Here is a 25,374-nt window from a genome sequence, read left to right as displayed (position 1 = left end):
ATTAAAAGGATAAAACAATAGACCTTATTTTTTTAAATTTAATCAAATAGGCAGGGATTGAGATAGGGGGGCTGGTCCTAAACCCATTGAGAAGGGACTCTAACCTCCGAAAACCTTGGTTCGAAGCCAATTTAATCGGGGGTTACTATTAATAAAATCAGTCACGTAGCTCGCTCTTAACTCTATAGGCGCTTTGATTGCCAAGTGATGCATAGCCAATTTGTATCGATGCACAAAAGTGCCAAATAAGCTATACTTCAAAATAAATTTACTTAGGTAAAAAGACATGCAAACACCTTATCCCCTAATTCTTTTTATCTTAAAGGTACTAAAATTTTTAGTTTGGTGCTTAATATTTGCGATACTTTTGGGAGCGGTTGCTCCTTATATTAGCAACCTATCTTCTTACTCTTATTTAACATCATTACTTGATATGGACGAAGCAATTAATGAGTTTATAAAATATTATCTTCCCACAAGGATAGGTGGCGTTGATGTTTCCAGATGGATTCCAATTGTTGGCTTATTAATTGTATCCTCTGTTATTTCTGAATACATTTTTGCTGTGGAAAAATCAAAAATAAAAGTTAAGTTAAAAGAATTTGAAAATAAACCAATAACAGTAGAACAACAAACTTTAGTAAAAAAGATGGAAGAAACTATTGATGACTCAAATAAGCTTAATGAAAAAAGCAGGCAACAGCTACTGAAAGAGTTTGCCCAACTGAAAAAAGAACTTGAAAAAACAGGAAGGGATCTATCATTTTTAGCAATCGACGTGGTTGATTCTACAAACATGAAGCTCGGGGAAGAACCTGTCATTATTGAGCATGATTTTAACCAATATCGCGATTTCATTACGTGTAAGTTTAAGGAAAATGGTTACATTAAAGCATCATGGACGCCTGATGGGGTTATGGCTTGTTTTAATACAACAGAACAGGCCATTGCCGCTGCAAAAGACATACTATTAAGTCTTCCTGATTTTAATAGATCAACTAAAATGATGAAACGGGACTTTCATATTCGTTGCGGCATAAATACTGGTTTTGTGTACTATGATTTATCAACGCCATTAGAAGAATTTACCGACAGGGTCATTGATATTGCGGGACACATGCAAAAACATGCCCCAGTTGATACGGTGCTTATGGCGAAACACATCGTTCAACCCATCGAGTCTCATGAAATATTTGAATCGACCAAACACATAGTCGATGGGTTTGAAGTATGTGAGTGGCGCTCAGAAAAGTAATAAAAGAGGTTCGGTCGAGATCCTGGCGAAAAGGATCGTTTCCTGTTTATTTTTAACTGCTGTCCTTTAAGAGGGGACCTCTGGGATAGCTAAAATTGAACGCTGGATTAGAATGGTTAATAAAAGCGCGCTCGGTTGCTTTGATGGTTTTATTGCAACACTTGAGAAGTGTAAACCTTATTTTCCTTATTATTTTAAACAACGTAAAAACAGCAACTTTGTTGAAGGACTAATTAATAAAGTCAAAGTTGCCACAAGAAGATGCTATGGGTTTGCTGCGATTGAAACCATTTTTCAGCGCTTTTTTCTTGATTTCCAAGGACTTGAAATTTATGCATGACCAATTTCTACAGATGCGCAAAAGAGCTATTTTTTGCTTGTTATTATCTGATAATGCATATAACAAATTTGAAAAAGCTTATCATTATTATCGCCAAAATGGGGCCTCTGTTTTCGCGACTTATTGTATTATTTTATGCAAAATAATCATCTCGATATTTTTTCGACTAGAATCCCCCTCTTGGCAGTGGGTACGCGCGAATCATCATTATTTTTTTCCTCATATTTCACGTGAGTGTCCTCGTTCAGGTGATATTGTTCGTTACATTTTACGAAGTATAGGGCTCATTTTTTTCTATCCAGAGCCAAAAACAAGAAATATTGAAAATATAAAGAATTTTTTTAACAAGGGTCTTAATTTTGCTTACTCTAAAATTGAAAGATTTTTAAAAAAATATGAACTCAATCCAGCGTCACAACAAATTGTATTGAATTTTGAAAAAACAAATTACATCACAAGCCGTATCCTTTTTATCATCTTAAGTTTTTTTGCGATAATCTTATTGTTAATTAGTATTACCCAACCTTTTAATCCACCCGCACAATTTATTTTTGTAATAGTTCTGTGGGGAATGGCTATGAGCATTCGCCACGTCCCAGGTCATGTGAGTACCATATTTTTAATTGTACTTTCTATAATTGCGTCTTGTCGTTATCTTTGGTGGCGTTATACATACACTTTAATATGGGATGATTCTCAAAGTGAACTATTTGGAAATTTGCTTATCATCGCCGAAACATATATTTGGTTGGTTATGGTGTTGGGATATTTTCAAACTATTTGGCCATTACATCGTGAGCCTGTGGCACTGCCTGAAGACAGTTCTACTTGGCCTACAGTGGATATTATGTTCACAACTTATAATGAAGATTTGAGCATAGTAAAACCAGGGATTTACTCAGCGCTAGGTTTAGATTGGCCGAAAGAGAAACTTAATATTTACATTCTCGATGATGGAAATCGACCTGAATTTAAAGAGTTTGCACATTTGGTTGGGGTGAATTACATAGCACGTCCTACACATGAACATGCAAAAGCGGGTAATATTAATTATGCACTGCAACATTCAAAGGGCGAGCTTATAGCAATTTTTGATTGTGATTATGTGATTACCAATCCTTATTTGAAACTGACTGTAGGTTGGTTTTTCAAAGATTCCAAACTTGCTATCCTGCAAACCCCACATCATTTTTTCTCCCCAGATCCTTTTGAACGTAATTTGAAATTTTTTAGAAAAGTACCCAATGAAAGTGCCTTATTTTATGGGGTGGTACAAGATGGTAATGATACCTGGAATGCAACTTTTTTTTGTGGATCAGCGGGTATTATGCGTCGTTCTGCACTGGAAGAAATTGGAGGTTTATCTGTAGAAAGTGTTACTGAAGATGCACATACCTCATTACGTTTACAGAGACACGGCTATAATTCTGCTTATATCCGTATTCCATTGGCAGCGGGGTTAGCCACTGAAAGTTTGGCCGGTCTCTTAATCCAACGTAGGCGTTGGGCACGTGGGATGGCGCAGATTTTTCGTATGGATAATCCCTTATTGGGTAAGGGTTTAAAATTAGGCCAACGTCTTTGCTATTTCAATTCTATGTTGCATTTTTTTTCCGGAGTTCCTCGCTTAATCTTTTATATTACACCCGCCGCATTTTTGATTTTAAATGCCTATGTCGTGTATGCGCCTGGAGTAATGATCTTGCTTTATGCTATACCTCATATAGTACATGCAGTTTTGACGAATGACCGCATTCAAGGGCAATATCGGCATTTTTTATGGAATGAAATCTATGAGACAGTGATAGCTTGGTACATCGCAGTACCCACAATGCAGGCATTAATTAATCCACATAAAAATAGTAGATTTAATGTGACGCCTAAGGGAGAGGAAATTGCAAAAGAACATGTTGATTGGAGAAGTGCTCGCCCATATATCCTTGTATTATGTATTAATATTGCTGCTCTATTTGCCGCATGTTATCGATTAGCTGTTGGCCCAACCCAAACAATTATAGCGGTTCTCATCACTACATTTTGGACTTTATATAATATTGTTATTTTAGGCGGTGCTCTGGGCGTAAGTATTGAAACGATACAAAAACGTAGATCACCTCGAGTGAATATTATGATGCCTGTAGAAATCAAGTGCTCTGATGGGAGGGTTTATTCCTGCACCTTGAAAGATTATTCTGACAGAGGGGTAGGAATACAAATAGAGGATACTGATTTGCTTAAAGCAGGGGAGAGTATTACACTTTTACTGAAGAAATGCCAAAACGAATTTGCTTTTCCTGGAAAGATCATGTACATATTTAATGATAATGTGGGTATTAGTTTAAACGAGCTTTCTCTCGAGCAAAATATTGAATTTATCCAATGTACATTTGCACGTGCAGAATTTTGGGCATTGTGGCAAGAAGAGATTCGTGTAGAGAAACCACTACAAAGCATAAGTAATGTATTCGTATTTGATCTTCGTAGTTATTTTAATATCATAAAATACACACCTCCAGTTATCCGTCATATATTATTAGGAATTGCCGAGGCAGTGATTTTTATAGGATCATTAATTCCTCGTAAACGTAGATTAAAATAGAAAGTGGGGTTCACTGTTTGAATTGGAGTTATGTTGAAAAAATTAATGGATGAATCATGAAAATAAAAAAAACAATAATAACTTTATTAATTTTAAAGTTAATAAGTTTTTGCCTGCAAGCAGCTCCTGTGATACCAACGCCTTCTGTTCAGACGACGAAGACAGAGTTACCCACTTTAACCTCCGCTCCAAGCCGAAAAGCTCAATTATTTTTTAATAACAAAGAGCAGCAAAAATCAAACTTCACCTTGACTAATTACTCTACAGGTAGATATATAGAATTTAATGTACGTAAAGATGAGTTAGTGACTCAGGCAGTATTGCATTTACAATTTACTCCTTCACCCGCATTGACTCCTTTATTGTCACAGTTAAAGATTTATATTAATGATTCAATTATCAATGTCTCAACAATTAATGAGCAACAATTAGGCAAATTAAATTCCATAGATATACCTATAGACCCAAGATTTATCAGTGATTTTAATCGTATCAGGTTAGAATTTATTGGTCATTACAAAGCGATTTGTGAAAATCCATCGAATAGCTCCGTGTGGTTGGAAGTAGATAAAAACAGCTCTCTTGATTTAACCTTTCAAGCCTTGCCCTTGGAAAATAATCTCACCTATTTTCCGGAACCTTTTTTTGATCGTCTCGATCAAAATCCATTATCTCTACCTATAATATTTGCTGATCATCCTGATATGCAGCAGCAACGCGCCGCAGCAATACTAGCATCATGGTTTGGAAGTAAAGCATTATGGCGCGGCGTATCATTTCCAGTATTGTTTAATAATTTACCTAAAAGCAATGCTGTTGTATTTGCTACCAATGCACAAAGACCTGATTTCTTGAAAAACTATAAAACAGTAAATGCCCCTACGATAGAAATGATCAGTCATCCTAATAACCCTTACATTAAGTTATTGTTGATTTTAGGCCGTGATGATCACGATTTGCTGATGGCTGTCCGGGGAATTGCGCAAGGTAATATTCTTTTTCGTGGGCCAAGTGTTATTGTAGATAACGTCCGGATGTTAAAACCGCGTACACCCTATGATGCGCCCAATTGGATTCCTACAGACAGACCAGTAACGTTTGCACAATTAGAAGAATTTGGTGGTCAATTGCAAACAAAAGGGTATGATCCTTATCCAATTATGCTTAATTTCAAATTACCTCCTGATTTATTCCTTAACCAAAACCGAGGTATCGATTTACGTTTGAAATATCGATACTCAGAACCACCTGAACACAGTATTTCGCAACTTTATATTAGCTTAAATAATTACTTTATAGAAAGTTATAAATTGGAATCTCGGAAAGCGGAGAAAAGTCTTCCAACAACTCAGCAACTCTTTATTAATGCCACAGAGTTAGGGTTGAATAACCAGCTCACATTTTTGTTTCAGTATGGAACGCAGATAGGAGGGGATCCCTGCACCACTTATAATTTAGTAGATAATTTTGCGGTGATTGATGGTTCATCAACTATAAATTTCTCTGATTACTCTCATCATATTACAATGCCTAATTTAAATGCTTTTGCGACTTCTGGTTTTCCTTTTAGCATCTTAGCTGACTTATCACAAACTGTTGTTTATGTGAATCAACCTCAACCTGAAGCTGTCTCTTCATTACTTAATGTGATTGGCAATATTGGAGCTGCAACAGGTTATCCAGCTATAGCAATGACGTTGACTAATGATTGGTCTCAGGTTAAAAATAAAGATGTGGATATTTTAATCATAGGAACGTTACCTGAAGAACTTCGTGATAATAGTGATATCAATATATTACTTAACAAAACACGAGATTGGATTAAATCGCCGCTTAATCAAAATAAAGCGGCTGATTCCCAATTAAATAATATCAATGTAGCGGAGAGTAAAACTACAGTTAGTGCCAGCGAATCCATGGCAGCAATTTTTGGTATCCAATCGCCCTATCATAAAAAGCGTAGTATTGTTGCTTTATTAGCAGAGAATCAACAGGCTTTTGTGCTGCTTAATAACGCATTAGCTGATAAGAAAAATTTAGATAAGATTTTTGGTTCAGTAACATTAATTCGTAATACTAAGGTGGATAGTTTACGAGTAGGTAATGCTTATTCACTTGGAAATTTACGAGGATGGCAGAATTTTTGGTTGGCATTAGAAAAACATCCGATTAAGTTGGCATTAATATCTCTTTTAGGAGCAATTATAATCACATTCTTGCTTTGGGTTAGATTGTCAATAATTTCTCAACGTCGTTTGAATGATAATCATTAATGCTTTGTTTCTTAGCTCATTAATATTTTTTTGTTTTCATAATTAAAATTATAGCCCCAATGAGAGGAGTTCTACCCCAGTAGGGCTAGGCTATATCAGAAAATCTTACAATTTGAGTACTGAAATAGAGGGAGGCGAGGTGACAATTACACGTAAAGCAATAAAGTTATTATGGTCAAATGCTGCTGATAGAAAGAGTCTAATGGCATTAAAAAATGATTTCATCGAAAGATGAAGTTAATATATATAATTAACACAATACGCGTATAAATCCGTCAAACCGGATATGCGGTAAAACCTGCTATTTTAAAATTTAAAGAGCTTTTATGATTACAGAAAAAGAAATTACTAAGGGAACACTACTAACCGCATAGATAATCATTGAAAAAATACTGATTGGAATGAGGACTGCAGTCTGTACAGCAAGGCCGATGAGAAAAAAGGGGGCCTGTAAGTACAATTCCTGCAATTATTTTTTGTCATAGCGGAATGGTTCCCCAAAAAGCGGCCGCACGGGAAAACAGACTGGTGCCGCATCAATCACTTTACCCAGGATTTCCTTAGTTTTTTATTTCCGACATCCATTAATCGAACGTTTTCCTTAGGCGATTAATTTCCGACGCATTGAAGCGAATAAAATGGGAGGAATCATTAAATTTTAACGACAGGGTGACGATACAAGGTAGAAATTAATGGTGTTTTCCAGGATAAAAAAAGAGCATAATGGGTTATATTTTGAATTAAAAATAGACAAATCAAATACAAGTAGATTAAAATATGACCTATATTTGTTCGGCATCGTGGTCAATTGGAACAAAAAGCAGTATGAATCAGTCTAAGGAGGTACAATAATGAGTTTAGTAGATAACCGGATTGTCAAAGCATCGTTTAGAGAAAATCCTCCGGAAGAAAGGAAGTTATTTCCTCAATCAACCTGTTTGATGCCTATTAGTGTGGGACAAACAATTCATGAAGGTGCCAAATTTGCAGCAGTTATTAAACTCATTAATTCCTCCTTTAAGAAGTGCACTATTCTTGTCGATGATAGTGTGCAACGTCATACCCTAGGGATTATAAATGGTGCATCGCCTGATGAACTGTATCAATTAGCTGTAGCCGAAGGGGAGGCCTGGTTAAAACGAAATGAAATCGCCTACAATCAATTGACCATACCCTTTGATCTCATGCGTTGGGACGATTGGTATAATAGTCCTAATTATATTAATAGTCATTTACGTGTACAAAAGGAATACGACTCCAATGACGATTTTCGTCATGCCCTACAGGCGAATATTGACGATTTTTTAACTCGCTATTTGAGTCGATTTAATCAAGGAGATATTGATCACGAACGCGCATTCAGCCTCTGTTTAGATTATCTCATTGAGGAATGTGCCGTAATGTGTTTATGGACGGAACAGGCTTATGATTTTGAGGTGTACCCCAGTGGCCGAAATAAGGCAATGGCTGCGACCTATCGTTATTTAATTGAGCCAATGTACCCTAATTATCTAAGGCCTGTGGCTCTCCGATTTAAAAAGTATCCGGGAAATGGTACCCCAGAGTTATTGTCTCAAGAATTAGTACAACCTGTTTATTTAGACATTCAATAAGATATCATGGCGCTGGCTCATCTCGTGCTGAGCCACTGCTCAATGTCTCGTATGCTTTCTTCTTTTACCTGGAGTAATTGCTGATAGAGTGGCTCCAATAAGGCGCGTTGTCCTGTTTTCCAATACCGCTCTAAATACTGGCAGGCCATTTTCATGCGCAAAGCACCCAGATAGACGACCCCTCCCTTAATTTTATGCGCCAATTGTTGCGTCGTTTCCCAGTCTAACACCGCATGGGCTTTTTCAATAAGATGAATATCGTCTGGTAACGAATCAAGCATGAGTTGTAACATCTCAGCCAGCATCTGCTCTGTACCCGTCGTTTTAATGCCTTCCTCCACATCAAGTATGGAAACGGATGATAATTCAAAAAGTTCGCTTTCAGTTTGGGGTAAATCTGAAGACCAGGCCTGTTGCGCTTTAATTGCTTTCTGTTTTTGCGAGGTAAATGCACTTAAAATCTCATGACAATGCGTTAACGACAAGGGTTTACTTAAGACGGCATTCATTCCTGATTCAATACACCGTTGTTTGTTTTCTTCACCCACGTGGGCTGTGAGGGCAATAATGGGGGTATGGCGATTTTTCGCTACTTCCTGCACTCGAATGTGTCGAGTCACTTGATAGCCGTCCATATCGGGAAGGCCAATATCCATAAAAATTAGTTCGTAGTCGTTTTGCCTCCAAAGGGTTAATGCTTCCTGCCCATTGCTGGCCACATCGACGGAACAGCCTGTTTGATTCAATATAGATTTAGCAACCAGTTGCGCAATGGTATTGTCTTCCACAACCAAGACATGGTGCATCTGTTCTTCCGGCGTGTTGGATGGCATTGGAGTCGCTTGTATGATTTGAGAGGGAGCTTTAGTCCAATCGTTTTCAAAATCGTCACGAACACCTGTTGCATCATCAAGCAATGATACTTTTAAGGGAAGAACGCACGTGAAGGCGCTCCCTTTATTTAATTCACTGTCGACATAAATTTCTCCATCCAAATCATCAATGAATTGTTTGATGACCGAAAGTCCTAATCCCGCCCCTTTATAAATTCCTTTATACGAGGGTGTGAGTCGTTTAAAGTGGAGAAAAATTTCTTGTTGCTTGTCTTTGGGAATTCCCATACCGCTGTCTGTAACCATCAACTTAATGATGACCTCTCTATTGTTTCTGCTTGCCAATTCGACTGTCATTTTGACAAAACCTGAGTCGGTGAAGTTGAGCGCATTAGCCAGTAATTCAAGAACAATTCGATGGATACGAACACTATCACCTATCAGATATTGAGGTATGTCGGTATCAAACTCCATGGAAAAATCCAGGCACTTGGATGCTGCTTTCGCTTTATTCAAATCCAATGCATGCTGGATGATATGCTGTAAAACAAATTTTTTCTTAACTTTTGGGATGTCACCCGAACTAACACGAATCGCCTCTAGTACCTCGTCCATTAAGTCCAGCAGGGCATGACTTGATGCGATGAGATTGTCGGCATATTCTTTAATCCGAGGATTCACTGCTTCTGATTTGATGATGTCAGAGAATCCCACAATGCCTGTGAGTGGGGTACGAATATCGTGACGCATGTTTTCTAAAAATTCAGTTTTAGCACGGCTTGCGGCTTCAGCCTGTTCTTTTGCGTAATGGAGTTCTGTTTCAATTTTTTTTCGCTCACTAATATCAATGGAAATTCCAAGAATACCGATTACCTCGTCTTGCTTGTTACGCATAGGGGATTTATGGCTCAAAACAATGGCATCCTTACCATCTACTTGTGCTTGTTCTTCAATAATTTGTGTTTCACCACTGTCCATGATGTGCTTGTCGTTTCGACGAAAGAGCTCGGCCTTATTGTCACCCCAAGGTAAATCAAAATCGGTCTTTCCAACCAGCTCATAACCGTATTGAAAGCCTAAGCTTCTCGCTTGACGATTATTACATCCGAGATAAACGCCATTTTTGTCTTTCCAATACACATGTCCTGGCATGTTGGCCACAATACTTTCTAACGTGGTTTGCATTTGTTCCTTTGTTGCACGAAGAATTGATTCTTGCTCTTTACGATGGGTAATATTTAATGAGGTTCCCATGATCCCAATAACCCGACCGTCCTCATCATGTAGCGGGACTTTACGTGTTAACACAATCACTTGCTCTCCATTGGCCAGTATTGCCTCTTCTTCTATTTCTATGGGACAATTCAGCTCCATGACCTTGAGATCGTTCGCACGCAACGTTGGCGCGGAATCCGCCCAAACCAAATCAAAATCAGTTTTTCCTATCACCGAATCCATACCTACCATTTCTAGCATCGTGTTATTGCATCCTAGGTATTTGCCTTCTTTGTCTTTCCAGTAAATGCTGCCGGGTAATGATTTAAGAATGTTTATTAAAATAGTGCTATTGGAATAAGTCGACTCTAAAGAATTAGGGTTTTTCGGCTGGCTTTTTTTGTGTTCTATTTTCTGTTTAGACATCAGAATCTCCCCACCATTATACTAATAGTTATAGACTTGATTGAGTAAGCCCTCAAGGAATGAGGGGATTGATAGCGATTGATAAAGAAGACGTGTGGGTATAAAAAAGCCTTGTGAATTAGTGGATTGAGTTCTCTTTGACCGTGTGGCTATTCTTCTATTGGATAGGTTTTTGGAGGAATTAAGTCATTCGGAGTAAATTGGTAGTTGCTGGATTAGCATGGCAAATGGTACGCGCAGAGGGATCCGAACCCCCTTGGGGGTTCGGATCCTTGTCTTATACTTTTAAATTCGTTAAAAATCAATTGGTTATGATTCGTCGAATTTCGGAAAACTGCCTGAAACCACCTAAAACGACATAGGGCGGTCACAGTTACGTCACGTTTTCGTCACCCTTCATTTAAACCATTAGGGAAAGAATTCGTAAGCGTTTAATTAACCCCATCTTTTTCAGGGATGATAACTTTGTGTAAGCTGCGCATATCATATAAAGAAGAAGTTTTTCAATAGACCTCTTGCATAACCTGCATCTTTTGCATTATTGCTGCGTTGTGAGTGTTTCTGCGATGCTTATTTACTTCATGTAAACTCCGCTTCTCGAAACACTCTCGCCTTGCCCTAAAGCAAAATATACAAGAGGTCTAATGGTTTGGGCTTGATGAATGTTAGCCAGCACGTATTTCAGCCAAGAAAAGACCTCTACTTGATGCTGCTTGCTGGTTTCAATTAGAGAAAAAAGAATAGCGTCAGCATGAGTGCCAATATCATTTCCATGGGGGCGGGTAGTCTAGTGATCGATTATGAATCCGAATGATTCAATTAGAAGTCAAATTCTTGAATGGAAAGGCTACCAGTAAATAGAGTAAGAAAGGCTTTGCTTTAAAAATAAGTGATATAAAAAAAGATTTAAAAGCAAGATATGGTTTTACGCAACAACAAGTTATATCAAATCCTCACTATCTTATTGATAAGGGATGGATAAACGAATCTGAAATAGAAAAAACCGTTCAGGTTGCCGGTGGAACTATTCCATCAAAGGTTTCTTGGTATGAAATATCTTCTGATGGCATTGATAAACTTGAAGCCCCTTATTACTTAAATGACTCCATTATGTGCATTTTCACCGTAGAACCAGGCATGCGAGATAAAATTTCATGTGAACCTACTGCATCGAGGGACATCATGTCTTTATAGAATAAAAACACGCTCCGCATTATTTTTTATCCCATTGTTTTATATTACAATTTACCTTGTATTGTTTATCCCCATATTGCTATTTGACAATATTATGAGGTAAAGAATACTGTGACAATAAAGCCAATTGAACATTTATTACTAAATGAACCCTCGTCAAACGCAAATGTTTTTTGTTATTTTTGTAGCGACAAAGTCTCACAGTGATATTATTTCCATGTAAAAATTCAGCTGGCTGGTGCTGTTTTGTTGCCCAATTATTAATAATAATTAGCCTTAGACTATCTTTTCACTCGGATGATAGACATACTCCAACTACTATTATTTTTCTAACCACCGCCACATTAATTTCTTTTTAATAATTTCTACTAATACTAGATAGAATAGTGTTGCGGCTGTAAGAAAAAGAAAATACATAGAAGGTAATGGTACAAATCCCCAATATTTAGCCAAAGGGCTAAATGGTAATAATATACCAATGCTAACCACGGTTAATACCATTAGTGTCAGTGATAAACTTGGTCTACTTTGCCAAGGATTTTTAGCAGTTCGTATTACAAAAATCACTAATGTTTGAGTGGCAAGAGATTCTACAAACCAACCCGTCTGAAATAAAGCTTCAGAGGCAGCAAATACTTTCAACATGACATAAAAGGTAAGGAAATCAAAAAGGGAACTAATCGGACCAATATAAAACATGAATTTTTTAATTATATCTATATTCCAATGCTTGGGTTTTTTGATAAAGCTATTATCTACATTGTCTGTAGGTATTGTGATTTGAGAAGTATCATAAAGCATATTATTTAGCAGTATTTGTGTTGGAAGCATCGGTAAAAAAGGTAAAAATATAACGGCACCGGCCATACTCAGCATATTACCGAAATTTGAGCTTGTTCCCATCATAAGATATTTCATAACATTACCAAAAGATTTACGTCCTTCAAGTATTCCATTAAGTAATACCTTTAAATCATGTTTTAATAAAATAATATCAGCTGACTCCCGGGCAATATCAACAGCACCGGCAACAGAAATTCCTACATCGGCACTATGCAATGAAGGGGCATCATTAATTCCATCTCCAAGGTAACCAACAACATGCCCCCTTGTTTTTAGTGCAATAATGATTCGTTGTTTTTGAACTGGAGAAATACGCGCAAAAACATCAGTTTCCTCTGCAATTTTACCTAATGCAGAATCACTGATATGGTCTAATTCTTCACCTAGTACAATGCGACTGACATCGAGTCCAACTTGCTTACATACATGAGCAGCTACTAAATCATTATCGCCAGTGATAATTTTAACTTTGACTCCTTGTTGATGTAGTTCTTTTATAACGGTGGAGATGCCACTGAGCGGTGGATCGTTGAAAGCAAGAAATCCTGCAAATACCATCTCTTTTTCATCATGAGCATGGTATGAAGGTTGTGTATTTTTTACTTTTCGGTAAGCAACTGCTAACACTCTGTAGCCTTGTTGGCTTAATGAAGAAAACATAGAGTCACATTGTTTGCGTATTTCATCATTTAATACTAAAAGTTTACCGTCATTGTCATAAGAACTGCATACCTTCATCACATACTCTGGCGCACCCTTGGTAATGAGCAGATGAATGTCATTTTTATCAACAACAACACTTGATCGACGTCGCTCAAAATCAAAAGGAATTTCATCAATTTTATTGTATTTTTGTACGTTTGGGTGATCGTGTTTTAAAATTGCCATATCGAGGGGATTAATGGATGCTTTTTTTAATACTGCCTTTTTGAACGGATTGGGAATTTCAGTACCAAATAGGCTAGTAAGATAAGCCATTAACATCACGTGTTCGCTCTTTTCTCCGAAAGGATCGATGCATTGATCCAGAGCCATTTCTCCACTGGTTAACGTTCCTGTTTTATCGCTACATAATATATCAATGCTACCGAAGTTTTGGATGGCGGATAAATTTTTGACTATCACTTTTTTTCTCGCCATATGAACAGCTCCTGCAGCTAAAGTTACAGTTGTGATCATGGGTAACAATTCAGGAGTAAGTCCTACCGCCAGTGCTATTGCAAATAATAACGACTCAATCAATGATCGTTTAAGGTAAATGTTTACAGCGAAGACAAAAATTACTAGGAAAAATACAGTTTTCATAATAAAGATGCCAAAACGCATAGTGCCTTTTTCGAATTCAGTGTGAGGTGGTGCTTTTTTTATACTTTCAGCTATCTGGCCAAAAAGAGTGTTGCTTCCAGTATTTACTACAACAGCTGTAGCTATACCGTTAACAATGGTCGAGCCTGAAAAAACTGCATTTCTTGCTTCTATTGGATTATGAGGTGCTTTCTTTTCCTGAACGGATTCTTTTTCAACTGGAAGTGATTCACCTGTTAATGCTGATTGATGTACATGGATATCTTTCGCTTTTAATAGTAGAGAGTCTGCAGGTACCAAATCTCCTGCTACTAAGCGAATAATATCTCCAGGGACTAGTTGTTCAAAGGATAGTTCTATCCATTGACCATCACGCAGAGCAGTTGCTGTGGCTGCAATTTGTTGTTGGAGCTTTTTTACAGCAACAAGAGCCCGGCGATTTTGGAAATAATCTAAGCCAACACTGAAAATTATTATCGTAATAATAATGCCAGCATTGATCATATTTCCAGTAAAAGCTGATAATAAAGCCGCGACAACCAAAATAATAACCAGTGGGTTAGTCGAATTGGAAATCGACTCAAGGATAACTGAGCGGTAAGGTTTGTGACCTAGATCATTTTTACCATATAAAATTTGTCTTTTCTGGGCATTTATATTGGTAAGACCTTGCTCTGTGCTATCTAACTTATCTAGAGCTTGTTCATTACCGAGAGTTACCAAAAGCAACATGTTCCTGTCCATAAACGCCCTTTAGTTATTCTTGCCAATCTGTTTTTGGTTTAGTATTACTAATTCTGTTTCATTTATCTAGTTTGTTTACTTGTAACGTTGGGTTTTCCGGAATATCCAGCCCAAACTGGCGATGGATTATTAATTCGGTGGCTTTTTTCAGTTTTATTATCGCATCAGAAGAATTTTAATAGTGGCTTGGAGAGGTACTTTCATTTTTATAGGCTGTTTTTCGTGCTATTTTCAATAGCACTGAAGAGTATATTTTGCGATTAGATTAGAATGTTATTATTTTTTCTCAAACGCTAATCGCACCACTATTGCTTAAACATGTTCCATTTTAATAAACTGTTCATAAGTGACCCCATGCTTATAAATTTTGAATATTGCTTATTAATAGCTTTTAAGTTTTGGTCTATCTTAACGATTTGTCAAGTTAACATAAGTCAAACCGAATGGGATGAAATCACTGGTTTTAAATGAAATGACATGTTTAGAAAGACATGAGCCAGAAAAATAGGACGGGGGCATTTTAACTAAGTTATCATAGATTAACTATTTGATTTTACTGATTAACTTATTCAATTAACGCCGTTGAGGTAGGTCATCTCAAAATGGGCACACGGCTAAAAAGTAATTATAAAGAGCCTCTTTATATTAAATTAAGTTATCGCTGCGCCATGTATGTTAATTAATCTTTTAGTCTATGCTTATTTTTTTCAAGGAGCCTGAGTGAAGAATTCACTATCAAGTCGTAGTTTGCTTGCGTTAAGTTTATTGATATTTTTCATTGCTGATATTCAAGGAGGTATAGGTCCTATTCTTTCTATTTATTTACGCTCCAATTTAGGATGGGATACAGGTCAGGTTGGTATGGCACTAGCTACAACGGGTATTGTTGGCGCATTATTTCAAATACCTAGTGGAATAATAATCGATGCTATTCGATTTAAGCGATCACTTATATTTTTTGCTTGTACCTGTATTATTTTAAGTTGTGCTATCCTGTTAAGCCAAACTTCTTTATATCCCATTATTGTTGCTCAATCCCTTGTTGGTCTAGCCTCTAGTCTGATTCCTCCTTCAATTGCTGCAATATCGCTTGGTTTGGTGGGAAAAGACTTATTTCCCAAAAGAGTCAGTATTAATGAATCTATTGTTCATGCAGGGACCGTAGTTGCCATTATAATCATAGGCTTAACAGCACAATTATATGGGCACTCATGGATAATATATGGCACCATCATGTTTGCAATCTTGGCATTAATTCCAATCCCGTTCATTAATGCAAGTGAAATAAATTATAGTGTAGCAAGAGAGTTACCCCTTATACAAAAGGGGATAGATGAAACTCAAGCTACACCTATCAGCTTTTTACAACTCGCAAAATCGAAATCAATTTTGATCTTTTTTAGTGCTGTAATTGTCTTTCATTTTGCTAATGCAGCGCAATTACCGCTGGTTGGCCAAGAGCTTGCAAAAATTAACCCTGAAAATGATTCTATTTTTATGGCAGGTTGCATTGTCTTGGCACAAATAATTATGGTTGTAATTGCTTTTTTATTGGGATTCATAATCAATAAAATTGGACGTAAGCCCATTTTTTTATTTGCATTTATCTTTTTAATTTTACGAGCTTTATTATTTTCAATAACAGAAAACTCCTTTTATTTACTGATTATCCAGTTACTAGATGGTATTAGTGCTGGCATTTTTGGAGTGGTGGCTGTGGTCATAGTGTCTGATTTAGCAAGTGGAACAGGGCGGTTTAATTTTTTATTGGGGGCTCTTGGATTATGTGTAGGTATTGGTTCATCACTGAGTAATATTATTGCAGGATTCATAACAAAGACTTATGGGTTTCATGTGGGATTTATTTCATTAGCTTTTATGGCCACAATAGGAGTATTCACTTATGCATTTGCATTACAAGAGACGAAGAAGATAAGTACTGAGAAAATTTTATGAGTTGTGAGCAACAGCAAGCACGTTGTTTTCGCGCTAGCAATCCAGGATTATTGCTTTTTGGAATACAAGTATTATTTTCTATGAGTGGTGCCTATAACTCATGTAGCGCAAAGGTTTAAATGCCATTGAAACTACGAAGTGACCGATTTTGACACGTATCATGGTTTCCTCCGTATATAGCCATTGTTGTGTTAAATAATAAACATTTAGATGTTTTTGTATATACTTAGAGTATTACAATACACGGAGAATAGAACGGCGCTGAGTAAAGCTACAGAAGAACAGCCCGTTACTTTAGATGAACATTTTTTGGATCTTAAATCTCTTAAGAATCTTGCGCAAACAGATAAAAAAACCAAAGAGAAAGTGTATAGTATATTAAGCACTTCTTCTAATGTTTTAGTAATTCTAGATTTGTTAGCGCGGAATAGCTTATTTAGAATCTAATAAAAAACAATTGGGGGTTTTGCTTAACGATAAAGATCCTATTTTGCTTCCCTTAGAGTTATCAGGTTCCGATCCATCTGAAATAAGTATTTACTTGGAAAAAGTACATTCCTTTTTTTAGGCGCTAATTTATCAGGATGTAATTTAAGTAAAATAGATTTAGTTGCCTCTGTAGCTGGAGCTAATCTCTCTAGGGCTCTTAATGAATCTCTTAATCAAATTAATAAAGCATATCCTATGGAGTCATCTGTAATTGAAGGAATAACCTTAACCGACGGAAGACAGTTTAAGGAGATCGATAGCGGTCGTGTCCCTCAAAAAGTACGAGAAGCAATTGCCTAACGAAATAAAGTCGGCAGTGTGCCTTTCCCCGCAAGGGGAGAAAATATGAGGTGAGCTTTAATGAGACATTCAGTCACTACTTTTAAAAGTTTGAAGCTATGCTTAAAGGAGCTTAAACCGTCTATATGTGATGGACAGCAACTTGAAACAGGAGAACCATTCAAGCGATTTAGTGGCCTTCGCTCGCGGGAGATATTGGCTAACTGGTTATTATGCGTGGTCGCAAGTTTTGAACAAAATTCTGACGAGTTTAAAATTTGCACTGATCCAGAAGGGGAGATGGAATTATTTATAATTAAACAAAAAAACAGGCTTGGTCCACGGAGCATATTTTGGTATCACAGAAAGACAATAAATTAGAGCAGGCACAATCCTTGATATTAAAACAAATAGAAAAGAAGCAAAATAAAGGTGGCGCTGCTTATGCTTCTGGAAAAACGTTAATAGTTTTTTTAAATAAGCAAAGCGGAGAATGGTATCCTAACAAGGTAGGAAGAAGCTTGCCTCATGTGGATTTTGAAAGTGTATGGGTAGTTGGATTACAGAATGTAATTGATGGACAATATAATTATAATGTAACACGACTTGATCCAAAGGGATGTCCTGTTTGGCGGCTCCATATTAATAAAAATTTTGAGTCATGGAAAATAGAAAAAATACAATAAAACAATCCTTATATTGCTTGTTTGCTGAACAGAAAATTCAGGTGTTTAAGGGGAAAGTCTATTGGAGATGTAACACCTATAAAAAAACGATTAAAATAATACACTTTTATGGCGCAAAGAGCGGAGATAAGATGCAATCAATACAGACACCAAATAATGAAACCAATGATAATGTGTTGACACCCACAGATGACGAGTTGCACGCGCTGGCTGTCCAATATATTTCTGAATCAAATCAACTTATATTTCAAGATCTACCTAAAGTAATTACACAAATTATTCAGCAGGAAGCATGGAAAACCCGAAATAATTCTTTTAAAAATTTTGGTGAGTATGTGCTTAATCAATCACCCGATGGTCTTGGCATCACAAACAATGAGATGCTGTGGTTATTGAAGTCTGCTCTGAATAAAAACACTCAGCACGCAGCTCATTGGGCAGAGGTTCTTGGGGAAGTAGATACTAGTGTCAGAATGTATGCTAAGGAAAAGAAAATCCCTATTAAAGACTTGAGTGGAAATTTAACCGACTATGACGATACAAATCCTGAACTTATTCAGGAAAACGTAATTACTTATTTACCGTCGCGATCAAGCTCGAATGATGGGCGACTTCTGAAGTTGAAAAAGAAAGATCCACAAGCCTATGATAATGTAATACAAAATAAAGTGAGACTGAAAGAAGCTTGGCCACAAACGCCTCGAAAAAAATTACAACCTATTGAATCGGTTAAAAATAAATTTTCTAGCCTGTCCAAATCAGATCGTGAAGCATTTTTAGCATGGATTGAACAAGAAAAAGAGAGCTTGGTATAACTTAACCTGGAAATCATCCTTTCGCAAAAAATATAATACAGTTGCTTGGTATCCAGTTTTGTAAGGTATAAGTATTGTAGATGGCTAGTCGTCAAACAAGTCTTAATCATTACAAGTCGCATCGAATTTGCTTTTGTAAGTTTATAGAGCTGAATAAATGCAGTCCTTAGTATAAAAATAGTACATTTCATCTTGTTTGACTTCACATATCAGAATGACTATTCTAGGTTTAATATATAACAATTATTATGATTTAATTGAATTTTGATGAATAAATAAGAGCAAATTATAATATTCGTTCAAGCATGTTCAATTTAAGCATTGAGGTTTTGCATTATGCAAGCAGATATCGTGAATATTGGGCTAGGCTTCCTTGAAGGATTTGCACTTATTATCTCTCCTTGTGTTTTACCTATTTTACCTTTAATCCTAGCCGGCTCTCTGACAGGAAGCAAAAAAAGACCTCTTGGAATCATGATCGGATTTATATTAATTTTTTCCTTATTTACCTTTTTATCACGAAAGTTTGTGCAATATTCTGGAATTGATTTGAATATAGTTCGACATATTTCTTATGGGATGCTTATTTTGCTCGGTGTAACAATGATTTCAACCTATTTAACAGAAAAATTTGAACGGTTAACAACTCGATTAGCAAATATAGGTTCATCCTTTCCTAAAGTTAATAATCCTCAAGGAGGCTTAATTAGCGGAATATTTTTTGGTGGACTGATAGCAATAGTATGGACACCTTGTGCTGGACCCATTTTAGCAGCTGTGATTGTGCAAACAGTTATTCAAAAAACCAATTTAATGAGCTTTTTAACTTTAATTGCTTTTGGTATTGGAGTAGCAGTACCTATGCTGGCCATAATATTATTTGGGAGACAACTGATGGCAAGAGTTGGTTTTGTTAAAGGGCACACAGTTTTTTTTAGAAAAATGCTTGGCGCTGTTATTATAATAAGTGTTTTTTTTATGATTTATCAAGAAAATGGGATAAGTTTCGTACATGCTGGACAAGGAAATAATGTGCCAGCAATAGAATTACAAAATGGATTAGAAAAGCCGTATCCAGCCCCATCTATTAGTGGTATTGATGGTTGGATTAACTCAGAGCCACTAAAAATAAGCAATTTAAAGGGGAAAGTTGTTTTAGTCGATTTCTGGACTTATTCTTGTATTAATTGTATACGCACACTACCCTATCTGAAAGAGTGGTATGATAAATATCATAATGACGGCTTAGTCATTGTAGGTGTTCATACCCCCGAATTTGATTTCGAAAAAAACTTTGCAAATGTGAAAAGCGCTGTAGTTTATGATGGAATAAAATATCCAGTTGCATTAGACAGTCATTATATAACTTGGCAAAATTTTAATAATCAATATTGGCCGGCGCATTATTTAATAGATAAAAAAGGGAATGTGGTTTATATCCATTTTGGCGAAGGTGATTATGATGTTACTGAAAATAACATACAATATTTGCTCAATATGCACGCGCCTACAATAACGAAAGGCAACAATATAGAGCAACTTAATGAAGATCAAACACCTGAAACATACCTCGGATATGAACGCGCCGAAAATTTTTCAGGTCAGGAAGCTATATCAAAAGATAAAACAGCACAATACACTTTTCCTCCGTCCTTAGAGCAAAATGAGTGGGCATTGCAAGGAAGTTGGAACATTATGCCAGACAAAATTATTTCAAGTGAAAATAATGCAGCCATCAAAATTAATTTTAATGCACGTAAAGTTTATATAGTCATGGGTAATGCGACAAACAAAACTATTAGGGTAAACCTCCTTTTAAATGGCAAGAAAATTGAGATTGAAAAAGGCAAGGATGTTGAAAACAGTAGTATTGACGTTAACAAAAATACTATTTATGAGGCGCTAGTATTTACTCAGCCTAGAAGCGGAATTTTACAATTAACAGCATCATCACCAGGGCTCGAAATTTATACATTTACATTTGGATAATCAATTTGGTAAGGTGGAAGTGTGAAGAAAGTAATCGCTATTATTATATGCATGACAACAAGTTTAATTTTTAATTTTGCAATAGCAGATACCGTACAGCAAAATTATCAAAAACCGAGTGACATAATACTTAAAAAGAAGCTTACGCCGTTTCAATACCAGGTAACTCAAGAAAAAGGGACAGAGCCACCATATAATAACGCTTATTGGAATAATGAAGAAGCAGGGATTTATGTGGATGTTGTATCAGGAGAGCCTTTATTTATCTCTTTAGATAAATATGACTCAAAAACAGGTTGGCCAAGTTTTACTAAACCACTTGAACCAAACAATATAGTTTTACTGCCCGATACAAGCATATTCCCCGAGCGAACAGAAGTCGTCTCAAAACATGGACAATCACATTTAGGTCACGTATTTGACGATGGCCCTCCACCGACTCATAAAAGATTTTGTATGAACTCAGCGGCACTAGAATTCATACCCGTTAAAGACTTAGAAAAACGTGGGTATGGCAAATATTTATACCTATTTAAACAAACCAAGAATAATGGAAATTAGAAATCATTTCATATTTTTCAATTTAATTACAATAGGAGCACAATTAATGTATAGAGATAAACTAGATGCTAAGCTAATATATATGAATTTATTAGTCTCAGGGTAACCAATGCAACAAAGACCACTAACAGAAGAAGTGCTTGACAAAGTTATGAATCTTTTTTGGGGAAAAGGATATTTTAATACGTCCATTGAGGACATTATTGCAGCTACTGGTCTAAATCGAGCGACCTTGTATAAATACGGCGGTGGCAAGGATAAATTATTTATTATGATGTTAAAGCGTTTTCGCCAAAATATAACCAATCACGTGACTGCTCCTCTTCAAATTAAAGCAGGCGGAATTGAAGGGATTAAAGTTTTTTTTTCACAGTTTTTAGAGCTTTATGACTCAATAAATCTACGTTCTAGAGGTTGCTTTCTCGTAGCAACGGCAACAGAGATACATTCTCACAATAAAGAAGTAGCGGAGTTTATTGATGACTTTTATCAATATTTAAAAGGATCATTCCGAGGGCTACTACTGCATGCTAAAAATCAAGGAGAGGTAAAAATCGACATTGATGTTGATAAAACTGCCGATTTTTTGGTTGGCAATTTATTTGGTATTATGAGCTTATGCCGTTCTTCAGCCCCTAGGCAAATGTTTGAAAATCATGTTTTTGGGATTAATAATTTTCTTTCGTCCCTTTCCTAAACAGATTAGTTAGATGTTGAGGAAGCCAAGCGGAATATTCTCTACGACTAGCATTAAAAAAGTAACACAATATGGTCGCTGGATAATGATTCCCTCTTCTTCTTTTCCACGCGAGCCCCCACTTTCTTTATCAGACCTTAGCATTGCTATTTTTATTGGTTATATTTGATTATTTAGAACAATCATTCTAGAATTACTGTTGTCAGATTTTAGTTTTTTTACCTTTACACACTTGAATGATAGATAGTACTCAATAATTCAAATATTAAGGAAAATGAAAATGAATAATAAGGAAAAACTTATTAAATCAGCCGTAGCGGCTTTTTTATCTCTATCAGCGGCTCATACAGCAATTGGAGCATCTGATGAATCCTCAGCTACTTCTACAGAAAAATGCTATGGGATTGCTCGTGCAGGAATGAATGATTGCGCCACTGCTACTGCCTCATGCGCCGGTTCCTCCAAAAAAGACAATCAAGCAGATGCCTTTCTACTCTTACCAAAAGGACTATGTGAAAAAATTGTTGGTGGTCAATTGAAATCTGATGGTAAATCTTCCAGTTAAGTAATTTACCATTGTTTTTACTCATAGAGTAAAAAGGATCCAAGGAGTTATAAATGCTAAGGAAATTGGCTAATTTTATACTTACGAGCACAGTATTATTTGCTTTGTCTCTTCCAGGTTATGCAGCAGATAAATTCATTCTTGATGATCAACATACTTATGTTCTTTGGCATATCAATCATTTGGGTTTTTCAACACAAGCAGGTAAATGGTATGCGAAAGGATTTGTAATTTTAGATAAAGAGCAACCTAAAAACAGTAAGGTAGAAGCTACTATCGATGTGTCTAGTGTTAGTACAGGATTACCAGAACTTGATAAACATTTAAAAAGCCCCTTGTTTTTTGATACGGATAAGTATCCAACAGCTACCTATGTAAGCAATAAAGTAGATGTATTAAGTAAGACCTCTGCTAAAGTGCAGGGAGTACTTACCCTTCACGGAGTATCAAAACTAGTGACACTTATGGTCACGCTAAATAAAGTTGGGAAAAATCCAATCACTGATAAAATTTCAGTCGGATTTTCAGCCAAAACTGATATTAAGCGATCTGATTTTGGAATTAATACCTTGTTACCTGATGTAGGGGATAATGTTTCATTGGAAATAGGGGCCGAAGGCTATCAATCAAATTCAGGGAACTAAAATGCGAATAAAAAATAGCGCTACTCATTTTGGTCTAATCGCCATCCTTCTGCACTGGATCATGGCACTTTTAATAATAGGTTTACTTGCCGAAGGGTTATACATGGTCTCTTTGCCTATTAGTCTGGAAAAGCTAAAATTTTACGGTTGGCATAAGGAATATGGTATTTTAGTTCTTGGACTTGTTATTGTACGGTTTACTTGGCGTTTGATTAATAAGGTTCCTGAGTTATCCTTACCTTGGCTGGAAATAATCGCGGCACGACTCGTACATTACGCTTTTTATGGCTTTATGTTTGCAATGCCTATTACGGGTTGGCTTCTTACTAGTGCAGCGGGACTACCCCCATCTTTTTTTGGCTTATTTACTTTACCTAATCTAATTGCACCAAATGAAGAATACAGACTGTTACTTCAAACAGTGCATCAATGGCTTGGCTATGGTTTAATTGCAACTATTTGTCTTCATGCTGCTGCTGCACTAAAGCATCATTTTATTAATAAAGATGATATTCTAAGGAGGATGATTTCGTGATAGATCTAAATCGTATAAAACGAACTGTTGCTTCAGGATTTTTAGTGCTCACACCTTTACTAAGCGAAGCAGCAGTTCCTCAGTGGCAAATCGTTCCTAATGAAAGTCAATTAACTTTTACTGCGACTCAAAATGGTGCTCCTGTAACCGGCCAATTTAAAACCTTTACTGGTGATATACGTGTTGATCCCAACGATTTAAAAAACAGCAGCATTGATATTATTGTTGATATTAACTCTATAAGTGCTTCCTATTCTGAATTGAAAGATACATTAATTAATCCAGAATGGTTTAATGTCAAAATGTTTCCCAAAGCTGAATTTAAATCAAACCAAATTGAAAAAACAGGTGATAAATCCTATCAAGCCAAGGGGACACTTACTATACGCGATAAGTCTGAGCCTGTTACTTTAATATTTACTTCAGAGCAACCGGATGCAAATAAAGGAATTGTTGTAGGAACTACTACAGTTAAAAGGACCCAATTTGGTGTGGGGCAAGGGCAATGGTCAAGCACTAAAGAAATTAAAGATGATGTAACAATAAATTTCAAAGTAGTTGGAGTAAAAAAATAAACTAATTTTTCGACTGTTTTTCCTTCAATCAAGGAGTGCAAAATGAAATATTATACTAAATTATTTAACAGGTTTTTGGGGGTATTTATAGCATCCTGTTTTATGTTTTGCTCAACAGCTTTTTCATCTGACAGCCCAACTTTTGCAGTAGCACTGCAAGGCTATGATGTGGTTGCCTATTTTACTGAAAATAAGCCAGTTAAGGGTAATGGTGACCATGTAGTCATCAGAGATGGCATTTATTATCTATTTGCCAATGAAAATGATAAAAAATTGTTTGAAGCAAATCCAGATAAATATTTACCTCAGTATGGTGGCTGGTGCGCCTTTGGAACTGCGGTAGGTAAGAAAATTGCTAGCGATCCTTTAGCATGGAAAATGGTTGATGGCAAACTCTATCTAAACCTTAATGAAAGAGTCCAAAAGGTATGGTCTAAAGACATACCTGGATACATCAAAAAAGCAGATGCTAATTGGTTGCAAATTAAAGATAAAAATCCGGCTGATCTTCAATAGTTTTACAAGGAATACAAAATGTTTGGATGTAACTGTGTAGAAACTAATTTGCTATGCCCGTTTTGGGCGTAGCTCCCAAAGGAACTGGAGGTAATGGAATGATAAAAGTTGGTTTATTGGTTCGATTAGATGCAAAACCTGGAAAAGAGCAAGAAGTTGAAAATTTTCTGCGTTCTGGATTACCTATAGTACAAAATGAAACAGAAACAATCACATGGTATGCCGTTCGCATCGGTGAATCTTCTTTTGGTATTTTTGATACCTTTCCTAATGACGCAGCTCGAAATACGCACTTGTCTGGACAACTTGCCGCAGCATTGATGGCAAAAGCAGGGGAGCTCCTAGCGAAGCCTCCATTAATTGAAAAAGTAGACGTGATTGCAGATAAGCCTTATGAAAATAAAAAATAACTTTGTGATAATTTTTA

General features: G+C 36.4%; 20 protein-coding genes. 17 read left to right on the top strand and 3 right to left on the bottom strand.

What is annotated here, in order from left to right; genetic code table 11:
- Positions 1 to 286: 286 nt before the first annotated feature.
- The 5 genes from LFA_RS13680 to LFA_RS13660 all read left to right on the top strand — a co-directional run bounded on the left by LFA_RS13680 (position 287) and on the right by LFA_RS13660 (position 8,080).
- Positions 287 to 1,255: a hypothetical protein gene (locus LFA_RS13680; RefSeq protein WP_045096674.1), complete on the top strand. Its 969-nt coding sequence runs from the start codon at positions 287 to 289 to the stop codon at positions 1,253 to 1,255.
- 85 nt (positions 1,256 to 1,340) lie between these two features.
- The gene (locus LFA_RS13675; protein WP_331709345.1) at positions 1,341 to 1,595 is read left to right on the top strand and encodes a transposase; all 255 of its coding nucleotides are present in this window, start codon (positions 1,341 to 1,343) and stop codon (positions 1,593 to 1,595) included.
- Positions 1,588 to 4,194, top strand: a complete 2,607-nt coding sequence (gene bcsA / locus LFA_RS13670) for a UDP-forming cellulose synthase catalytic subunit (RefSeq protein ID WP_231865850.1) — start codon at positions 1,588 to 1,590, stop codon at positions 4,192 to 4,194. The genes LFA_RS13675 and bcsA overlap by 8 nt, the downstream gene beginning before the upstream one ends.
- A 56-nt stretch (positions 4,195 to 4,250) precedes the next feature.
- Positions 4,251 to 6,467 (top strand): cellulose biosynthesis cyclic di-GMP-binding regulatory protein BcsB, encoded by a 2,217-nt coding sequence (bcsB, locus tag LFA_RS13665; RefSeq protein WP_084602190.1) that lies wholly within the window; start codon positions 4,251 to 4,253, stop codon positions 6,465 to 6,467.
- An 851-nt stretch (positions 6,468 to 7,318) separates the two neighbouring features.
- Complete coding sequence (locus LFA_RS13660; protein WP_045096672.1) at positions 7,319 to 8,080, top strand: hypothetical protein; 762 nt, start codon at positions 7,319 to 7,321, stop codon at positions 8,078 to 8,080.
- A gap of 17 nt (positions 8,081 to 8,097) precedes the next feature.
- On the opposite strand, the gene LFA_RS13655 is transcribed toward LFA_RS13660, so the two are convergent.
- The 3 genes from LFA_RS13655 to mgtA form a co-directional block, all read right to left on the bottom strand.
- Positions 8,098 to 10,554, bottom strand: a complete 2,457-nt coding sequence (locus LFA_RS13655; RefSeq protein WP_084602189.1) for a PAS domain-containing protein — start codon at positions 10,552 to 10,554, stop codon at positions 8,098 to 8,100.
- Between the two features lie 574 nt (positions 10,555 to 11,128).
- Entirely contained in the window at positions 11,129 to 11,281 is a 153-nt protein-coding gene (locus tag LFA_RS20070) for a transposase domain-containing protein (RefSeq protein WP_231865938.1), read from the bottom strand.
- Between the two features lie 788 nt (positions 11,282 to 12,069).
- Complete coding sequence (mgtA, locus tag LFA_RS13650) at positions 12,070 to 14,628, bottom strand: magnesium-translocating P-type ATPase (protein WP_231865849.1); 2,559 nt, start codon at positions 14,626 to 14,628, stop codon at positions 12,070 to 12,072.
- A gap of 732 nt (positions 14,629 to 15,360) precedes the next feature.
- Between mgtA and LFA_RS13645 the strand changes: the two genes are divergently transcribed.
- The 12 genes from LFA_RS13645 to LFA_RS13580 all read left to right on the top strand — a co-directional run bounded on the left by LFA_RS13645 (position 15,361) and on the right by LFA_RS13580 (position 25,357).
- Positions 15,361 to 16,596 (top strand): MFS transporter, encoded by a 1,236-nt coding sequence (locus LFA_RS13645; protein WP_045096670.1) that lies wholly within the window; start codon positions 15,361 to 15,363, stop codon positions 16,594 to 16,596.
- Positions 16,597 to 17,717: 1,121 nt separating this feature from the next.
- Positions 17,718 to 18,050 carry a hypothetical protein gene (locus LFA_RS13630; protein ID WP_045096667.1) on the top strand — a complete coding sequence of 111 codons (333 nt, stop codon included), beginning with the start codon at positions 17,718 to 17,720 and terminating at the stop codon, positions 18,048 to 18,050.
- Positions 18,026 to 18,865 (top strand): hypothetical protein, encoded by an 840-nt coding sequence (locus LFA_RS13625; protein ID WP_231865848.1) that lies wholly within the window; start codon positions 18,026 to 18,028, stop codon positions 18,863 to 18,865. Before LFA_RS13630 ends, LFA_RS13625 begins: the two co-directional genes overlap by 25 nt.
- Before the next feature lie 336 nt (positions 18,866 to 19,201).
- Complete coding sequence (locus tag LFA_RS13620; protein WP_045096666.1) at positions 19,202 to 20,854, top strand: cytochrome c biogenesis protein DipZ; 1,653 nt, start codon at positions 19,202 to 19,204, stop codon at positions 20,852 to 20,854.
- Positions 20,855 to 20,905: 51 nt separating this feature from the next.
- Positions 20,906 to 21,415, top strand: coding sequence for a peptide-methionine (R)-S-oxide reductase MsrB (gene msrB / locus LFA_RS13615; protein ID WP_157010438.1), 510 nt, complete (start codon positions 20,906 to 20,908; stop codon positions 21,413 to 21,415).
- Between the two features lie 109 nt (positions 21,416 to 21,524).
- Complete coding sequence (locus LFA_RS13610) at positions 21,525 to 22,112, top strand: TetR/AcrR family transcriptional regulator (protein WP_052673973.1); 588 nt, start codon at positions 21,525 to 21,527, stop codon at positions 22,110 to 22,112.
- A 280-nt stretch (positions 22,113 to 22,392) separates the two neighbouring features.
- Positions 22,393 to 22,677, top strand: a complete 285-nt coding sequence (locus tag LFA_RS13605; RefSeq protein WP_045096664.1) for a BufA1 family periplasmic bufferin-type metallophore — start codon at positions 22,393 to 22,395, stop codon at positions 22,675 to 22,677.
- 53 nt (positions 22,678 to 22,730) lie between these two features.
- Positions 22,731 to 23,321, top strand: a complete 591-nt coding sequence (locus LFA_RS13600; RefSeq protein ID WP_045096663.1) for a YceI family protein — start codon at positions 22,731 to 22,733, stop codon at positions 23,319 to 23,321.
- Position 23,322: 1 nt separating this feature from the next.
- Positions 23,323 to 23,856, top strand: coding sequence for a cytochrome b (locus tag LFA_RS13595; protein ID WP_045096662.1), 534 nt, complete (start codon positions 23,323 to 23,325; stop codon positions 23,854 to 23,856).
- The gene (locus LFA_RS13590) at positions 23,853 to 24,431 is read left to right on the top strand and encodes a YceI family protein (protein ID WP_084602188.1); all 579 of its coding nucleotides are present in this window, start codon (positions 23,853 to 23,855) and stop codon (positions 24,429 to 24,431) included. The genes LFA_RS13595 and LFA_RS13590 overlap by 4 nt, the downstream gene beginning before the upstream one ends.
- A gap of 42 nt (positions 24,432 to 24,473) precedes the next feature.
- On the top strand, positions 24,474 to 24,947 hold the full coding sequence (locus LFA_RS13585; RefSeq protein WP_052673972.1) for a YHS domain-containing (seleno)protein: 474 nt from the start codon (positions 24,474 to 24,476) through the stop codon (positions 24,945 to 24,947).
- Positions 24,948 to 25,045: 98 nt separating this feature from the next.
- Complete coding sequence (locus LFA_RS13580) at positions 25,046 to 25,357, top strand: putative quinol monooxygenase (protein ID WP_045097615.1); 312 nt, start codon at positions 25,046 to 25,048, stop codon at positions 25,355 to 25,357.
- The last annotated feature ends 17 nt before the right edge of the window (positions 25,358 to 25,374 follow it).

It is taken from the genome of Legionella fallonii LLAP-10 (assembly GCF_000953135.1).
Lineage (GTDB): Bacteria > Pseudomonadota > Gammaproteobacteria > Legionellales > Legionellaceae > Legionella > Legionella fallonii.
This window is presented reverse-complemented; position numbering and strand designations above follow the sequence as displayed.

What these genes read in the sequence shown, in the direction of transcription:
- LFA_RS13605 (WP_045096664.1), top strand. Translation starts at nt 22,393, where the DNA reads ATGAATAATAAGGAAAAACTTATTAAATCAGCCGTAGCGGCTTTTTTA.
- LFA_RS13610 (WP_052673973.1), top strand. Translation starts at nt 21,525, where the DNA reads ATGCAACAAAGACCACTAACAGAAGAAGTGCTTGACAAAGTTATGAAT.
- LFA_RS13580 (WP_045097615.1), top strand. Translation starts at nt 25,046, where the DNA reads ATGATAAAAGTTGGTTTATTGGTTCGATTAGATGCAAAACCTGGAAAA.
- mgtA (WP_231865849.1), bottom strand. Translation starts at nt 14,628, where the DNA reads ATGTTGCTTTTGGTAACTCTCGGTAATGAACAAGCTCTAGATAAGTTA.
- msrB (WP_157010438.1), top strand. Translation starts at nt 20,906, where the DNA reads ATGACAACAAGTTTAATTTTTAATTTTGCAATAGCAGATACCGTACAG.
- bcsB (WP_084602190.1), top strand. Translation starts at nt 4,251, where the DNA reads ATGAAAATAAAAAAAACAATAATAACTTTATTAATTTTAAAGTTAATA.
- LFA_RS13660 (WP_045096672.1), top strand. Translation starts at nt 7,319, where the DNA reads ATGAGTTTAGTAGATAACCGGATTGTCAAAGCATCGTTTAGAGAAAAT.
- LFA_RS13595 (WP_045096662.1), top strand. Translation starts at nt 23,323, where the DNA reads ATGCGAATAAAAAATAGCGCTACTCATTTTGGTCTAATCGCCATCCTT.
- LFA_RS13620 (WP_045096666.1), top strand. Translation starts at nt 19,202, where the DNA reads ATGCAAGCAGATATCGTGAATATTGGGCTAGGCTTCCTTGAAGGATTT.
- LFA_RS13680 (WP_045096674.1), top strand. Translation starts at nt 287, where the DNA reads ATGCAAACACCTTATCCCCTAATTCTTTTTATCTTAAAGGTACTAAAA.
- LFA_RS13585 (WP_052673972.1), top strand. Translation starts at nt 24,474, where the DNA reads ATGAAATATTATACTAAATTATTTAACAGGTTTTTGGGGGTATTTATA.
- LFA_RS13600 (WP_045096663.1), top strand. Translation starts at nt 22,731, where the DNA reads ATGCTAAGGAAATTGGCTAATTTTATACTTACGAGCACAGTATTATTT.
- bcsA (WP_231865850.1), top strand. Translation starts at nt 1,588, where the DNA reads ATGCATGACCAATTTCTACAGATGCGCAAAAGAGCTATTTTTTGCTTG.
- LFA_RS13655 (WP_084602189.1), bottom strand. Translation starts at nt 10,554, where the DNA reads ATGTCTAAACAGAAAATAGAACACAAAAAAAGCCAGCCGAAAAACCCT.
- LFA_RS13625 (WP_231865848.1), top strand. Translation starts at nt 18,026, where the DNA reads ATGGAAAATAGAAAAAATACAATAAAACAATCCTTATATTGCTTGTTT.